This window comes from Mycoplasmopsis canis PG 14 (genome assembly GCF_001553195.1).
Classification (GTDB): Bacteria; Bacillota_I; Bacilli_A; order Mycoplasmatales; family Metamycoplasmataceae; genus Mycoplasmopsis; species Mycoplasmopsis canis.
The window spans coordinates 891,419-897,443 of the sequence record NZ_CP014281.1 but is presented as its reverse complement, the minus strand read 5'-3'; the positions used below and the strand labels follow the sequence as shown (position 1 = coordinate 897,443).

Here is a 6,025-nt window from a genome sequence, read left to right as displayed (position 1 = left end):
ACTTTATTCGTTTTTTCCACAAAAAAACCTAGTTTTTTAACATTTTATTCACAATTTTTAAGTCTATAAAATAGGAATTATCTGCAGTTATTCACAATTATATTTAAAATTTAATTAATTTGTGAATAACTATAGAAAATACTTGTGAATAAACTTGTTAATAACTTTTTTAAAAAAATATAAACAAAATTAATTTATAATATAAATTACATATGAAAAAAATCGATTTAAAAGATGGTGAAGAGTTACTTTCTGGTAAGGTTATAAAAGTACTTAAAGGAAGTAAAGATCAAGGGTGAGCGTTATTCATGTTTGAAACAGAAACAAAAGAAAAAAAAGTTGTTTATGCTGTAAAAAATATCCCTGATTTATACGAAACATATAATTTAGTTGTTACAAAATCAACAAAACCTGGAAATCAAAATAATTATGTTTTGGTTAACTTTTATTCAAAACCAAAAGAAGTTGATAGGGAAATGGAACTTTATCAATATTTAAAAAACACACCAAAAGTGGGTTTTGTTGCAATTGATAAGATAAAAATCGGATACACTTTTAAAGGTTTTTTTAAGAATGTATTAGAAGGAAAACTTTTTGATAATGATTTCGCTATTTTTTTAAGTTTACTTCAGAAAGAAAATATTAAATTAGTTTTTGATGAAAATAAAGAAAAAATTATCAATCTTTTAGATGAGACCTCTGAATTGAATGAAGATTTATTTTTCTTCGAAATTAATAAAATACAAAATTTATATATAGATATAAAAAGATTATTTCCCGAAGTTAAAGATGTATTGAGTCACTTTAAAACAAATAATCCTTATAAACTTTATAACGATTTTAAACTTTCTCTTCAAGATGTAGATGTTTTTGGTTTAGCTCTTGGTTGAGAAAAAACTTCATTCGAAAGATTAGAAGCCTTTATGAATTCTTCAATGCTAAAATTGGAAGAAAATAATTCAACTTATTGGGATAAAGAATTATTAATTCTATTAATCACAAAAGAAGCAAACATAATTGAAAATAAATTTATAATATCTGAATTTATTGAACATATGATTAACAAAAACACACTAATTAGTGTTGAGAACCTTGTTTGTCGAAAACAAATGTTTGATAAAGAAAGAATGATTACGTGATGAATAAATGAAATTAAAAACAAAAAAACCTTAGAAATTTCAAAGTTAAACAATAGCGAAATTAAGTATCTCAGCGATAGGCAAAGAAAAGCTTATTATACTTCTTTAAGTAGTAATATAAACATAATAACCGGGGGTCCAGGAACGGGTAAAAGCAACATAATAAAACATATTTATCAATCTTTTATTAAATCAAAATATAAGTATGGCAAGGATTTTATTGTTTTAACACCAACTGGTAGAGCTTCTTCTAACTTGACAAAAAAACACGGTTTTATTTCAAAAACAATTCATAGCTTCTTAAGCATACCAAACGAAGATGAAAGAGTCACAAAAGACGAAGACGAATTTAAAGATATAAAATGTTTAATTATTGATGAATTTAGTATGGTTAATATAAATATTTTTTATCTTTTATTATCAACCTGTAGGAATTTATCAAAAATCATTTTAATTGGTGATGTAGATCAATTACCAGCAATTGGTCCTGGTAATTTACTTTCTGATTTAATTAATTCTCAAAAGTTTCCTGTTAGTTATCTTTATGAGAATTTCAGATCAGAAAGTTCCGAAATTATTGACTATATACATTTCATTAATTCTTTAGGAGATTTTTCGAACGAAATATTTAACACTAAAATATATGAATTTATATCAAAAAACTTAAAATTAAATATTAATTCTTTGAATAAAGATGACTTTAAAGAAAAAATTTATCCAAAATTTAGCGATTATTACGGAAACAGTTTAAAACAAAAAAATATTGAGATGATTATTTATAGCGACTTTATTAAAGATTTATCGGAATTATTTATGAAAAAAGTTAATAAGTACGGAATAGATAATACAATAATATTATGCCCTACTTATAGAGGGTATTATGGTATTGATAGAATAAATAGAGAAATACAAAACATTTATAATAAAGATTCAGATATTATTCACAAATATAAAATAGGTGAACAGGAGTATCAATTTAGAATAAATGATAAAGTTATTCAATTAGTAAATAGATATGATGATAATATTTCAAACGGTGATATAGGTTATATACATTCAATATCAAAAGATAAAAGTTTAGGGCGTGAGAAAGATATAATTAAGGTTAGGTATGAAGATTTGTCTGGTGAAAAAATAGTTTCATACACCAAAGAGGAATTTAGAAACGAAATTAAATTGGGTTATGCCGTTACAATACATAAATATCAAGGTAGTGAAATTGAATGTGCTATGTTTATTGTCCACCCTGATCATTCAAAAATGCTTTCAAAGAAATTGGTTTATACAGCAGCTTCAAGAGCGATTAAAAAACTTGTTCTCTTTACGAAAGAAGAAAAAATTTATTCAAAAATTTTCTTAAAAGAGTTCACAAATACAAAAGAAATTATCACTAATTTAGAGTGAATGTTAAAGGAGTAAAATGAAATTAATAGTAGGATTAGGTAACCCTGGTAATGAATATAAATTTACTAGACACAATGCTGGTTTTTTGGTAATTGATAGAATCTGTAAAAAATTAAACATTACATTAAATAAATCTAAATTTAACGGAGAATATGCAAAAGTTGATGAATTAATAGTTGCAAAGCCACTAACTTATATGAACCTTTCAGGAAATTTTATCCAACAGTTATCTGAATTCTTTAAAATAGATAGTAGTGATATTTTGGTTATACATGATGAAAAAGATATTGACTTAGGTAAGGCATCAATAAAAGTTGGTGGTTCTGCGGGGAGTCATAATGGTATTAAAAGTATAGTAACACAATTAGGAAATAAACAAGATTTTAAAAGAATGAAAATAGGCATAAAAAAAGCCTTTAACGGAGAGTTAAAAGATTTTGTTTTAGGAAAATTTACTGAGGAAGAAATTTTAATCATAGATAAGGTTATCGAGAAGGCGGCCGATGCAGCAATTTTATATGGCTTTAATGATATTTATACTGTAATGAATAAATTTAATACAAAGAAAGATTTAAGTGAATAAAAAAATTCTATTAGCTGTTAGTGGTGGTCCTGATAGTATGTATTTATTGAATAAATACAGGAAAAAAAATATAGTTGTAGCAACAGTTAATTATAATCAACGATTTGATAGCCATATCGATTATGAAATTGTAAAAAATTTTTGTGTAACTTATAAAATTGATTTTGAGGGTTTAAATTTAAAAAAAGATGATTATAAAAAAGGCAATTTTCAAAATTGAGCAAGAGAAATAAGATATAAATTTTTCAGAGAAATTTACTTAAAATATAATTGTGATAAATTATTTATTGCTCACAATATCGATGATTTTTTAGAAACTGCAATTTTTCAAAAACAATCTAAAAGATTTTCTAAATATTACGGTATTAAAAAACATAATATTTTGTTTGATATGAACATTGAAAGACCATTACTTTTTAGATTTTTTAAAAAAACAATCATTAAAAAAAACTTATCTAAAGGGATTCCGTTTCATAAAGATTATACAAACGAAGAACCGAAGTATTCTAGAAACAAAATTAGAATTCACAATAATGAGAAACCAAAAATTTGAAAAATCTATATGATGATTTATTTCTTTGTATTGAATTTTATTTTAAAATTACGTTTTCACAAAGTTGATAAGAATTACAAAAAATGAAAAGAAAATAATTTCTCCCAAGATACATTTAAATTTTTAACAAAAAAAGAGGAATTGGTTTATGAATTAATAAATAACAATTTCAAGAATATAAAATTATCAAAAGATAAAATAAAAAATATAATTAAATTTATAGAGTCGCCTAAAAGATCTAATAAATACAAATTGTCAGAAAATTGTTATTTAACTAAAAAAAGAGGTCACTTATTAAAAGATAACTAAAAAGATTTTTTTTATTATAATTTATATAAATAGAAAGGAAGTTATGAAGAATAAAAAAACAATAATTTGATTAAGTATTATTGTGCTAGTTATAATTGGATTAATTCTTTATTTTACATTATTCAGTAAAACAACGGCCCACGACTTAAGTATAAGTGAATTAGCTTCTAAAATCGAAAGCGCAGGTTCAGACACAAAAGATCCTGAGTATTTTAAATTCATTAAGTTTAATCCTTTTAAAAATGAAATTAGCTCTGGATATATTTCTGGTCATGAATCAAAAGAATATATAACATATGGTAAGTTAGGTGAAGTTTTAGGTTTATTAAAAAATAATGAAAACTCAAACACCATATTAAAAGCATTGAAATCATCAACATCGGGAGAAGAAGGGCAATTGTGATCTGTTGGCGCTCCTGAACAAAGTATAGTTACCTCAATATTGATTTCTTTAATACCAACATTCTTAATAGTAATAGTTTTATGACTATTATATAGATCGCAATCAAAAATGATGAATGGGCAAGGTGGCGTTTTTGGGGATAAAAGTCCAGCTCAAATTATTAAGTCAGACAAAAAATTCGCTGATGTAGCCGGTAATAAAGAGCCTATCGAAGAAATAAGCGAAATAGTTGATTATCTAAAAAATCCAAAACGTTATGAAGAAGCAGGTGCAAGAATGCCTAGAGGTATCCTTTTAGGAGGTCCTCCAGGAACAGGAAAAACATTACTTGCAAAAGCAACAGCTGGAGAAGCAAACGTGCCATTTTACTTTGTTTCAGCTTCAAGTTTTGTTGAATTGTTTGTAGGTATGGGTGCTAAAAGAGTTAGACAAGTTATTTCTGAAGCGAGAAAAAATTCGCCTGCAATTGTTTTTATTGATGAATTAGATGCAATCGGTAGAACAAGAGGAAGTGGTATTGGGGGTGGTCATGATGAGAGAGAACAAACTTTAAACCAACTTCTTGTTGAAATGGATGGTATAAAGGAGAATTCTGGTTTATTATTCATTGCTGCAACAAATAGAACAGACGTTTTAGATCCGGCCCTAACAAGACCAGGACGTTTTGATCGTGTTATTACAGTTGGTCTCCCTGATATCAAAGAGAGAGAAGAGATTCTTAAATTACACGCTAAGGGAAAAAGATTTTCATCAGATGTAATATTTTCTAATATAGCCAAAAGAACACCTGGTTTTTCGGGTGCCCAATTAGAGAATGTTATTAATGAGTCAGTATTATTAACAGTTCGTGAAAGGTCACAAGTAATTACTTTAGAAATAATTGATGAGGCTATAGATAGAGTAATGTCAGGACCAGCAAAAAAATCAAGAACAATTACAAAAGAAGAATTAACATCTGTTGCTTATCATGAAGCTGGTCACGCAGTTGTTGGTATAAAAGTCCCTGGTGGAAATAAAGTACAAAAAATAACAATTATTCCTCGTGGACAAGCGGGCGGATATAATTTAATGATGCCTGAACAAGAGAAATACAATTATTCTAAAAAAGAGTTATTAGCAACAATAGCAAGCTTTATGGGTGGTAGAGCAGCAGAAGAAATAATTTATGGGGAAGATAATATTTCTACAGGTGCTTCTGATGACATTAATAAAGCAACCTCAATCGCAAGAAGAATGGTTACAGAGTTCGGTATGAGTGACTTAGGACCAATTAAGTATCATGAAGAATCTGGTTCACCGTTTTTAGGTAAAACATTAGCAACAAGCTCTTCAATTTCAAATCAAATAAGTCATGAGATAGATTTGGAAGTAAGAAAAATTATCTTAGAAGCTAAAAATATAGCAATAAAAGTTATTAATGAAAATAGAACTCTTTTAGAGCTAATAAAAACATTGTTATTAGAAAAAGAAACAATTATTTCTGAAGAAATTGATTATATTGCTCAAAATATTCAACTTCCTCCAAAACAAGAAATTATCAAAGACAAAGAACAAGAAATTGATTTAGAATCTTTAATTTCAATGACAGAGAAACAAGAAGAAAATAAAGTTTAATAACAAAAAGCAAACCCAGT

General features: G+C 26.4%; 4 protein-coding genes. All 4 read left to right on the top strand.

Translation table 4 applies throughout. The features are described from left to right. Nucleotides 1-212: 212 nt before the first annotated feature. The 4 genes from AXW82_RS03505 to ftsH are packed head-to-tail and all read left to right on the top strand — an operon-like array spanning nt 213 to nt 6,005. Complete coding sequence (locus tag AXW82_RS03505) at nt 213-2,558, top strand: ATP-dependent DNA helicase (RefSeq protein WP_004794110.1); 2,346 nt, start codon at nt 213-215, stop codon at nt 2,556-2,558. A 1-nt stretch (nt 2,559) separates the two neighbouring features. Then, complete coding sequence (gene pth / locus AXW82_RS03500; RefSeq protein WP_004794107.1) at nt 2,560-3,126, top strand: aminoacyl-tRNA hydrolase; 567 nt, start codon at nt 2,560-2,562, stop codon at nt 3,124-3,126. Then, complete coding sequence (tilS, locus tag AXW82_RS03495) at nt 3,119-3,988, top strand: tRNA lysidine(34) synthetase TilS (RefSeq protein ID WP_004794105.1); 870 nt, start codon at nt 3,119-3,121, stop codon at nt 3,986-3,988. Before pth ends, tilS begins: the two co-directional genes overlap by 8 nt. A gap of 43 nt (nt 3,989-4,031) precedes the next feature. Beyond that, complete coding sequence (gene ftsH, locus AXW82_RS03490) at nt 4,032-6,005, top strand: ATP-dependent zinc metalloprotease FtsH (RefSeq protein ID WP_004794103.1); 1,974 nt, start codon at nt 4,032-4,034, stop codon at nt 6,003-6,005. The last annotated feature ends 20 nt before the right edge of the window (nt 6,006-6,025 follow it).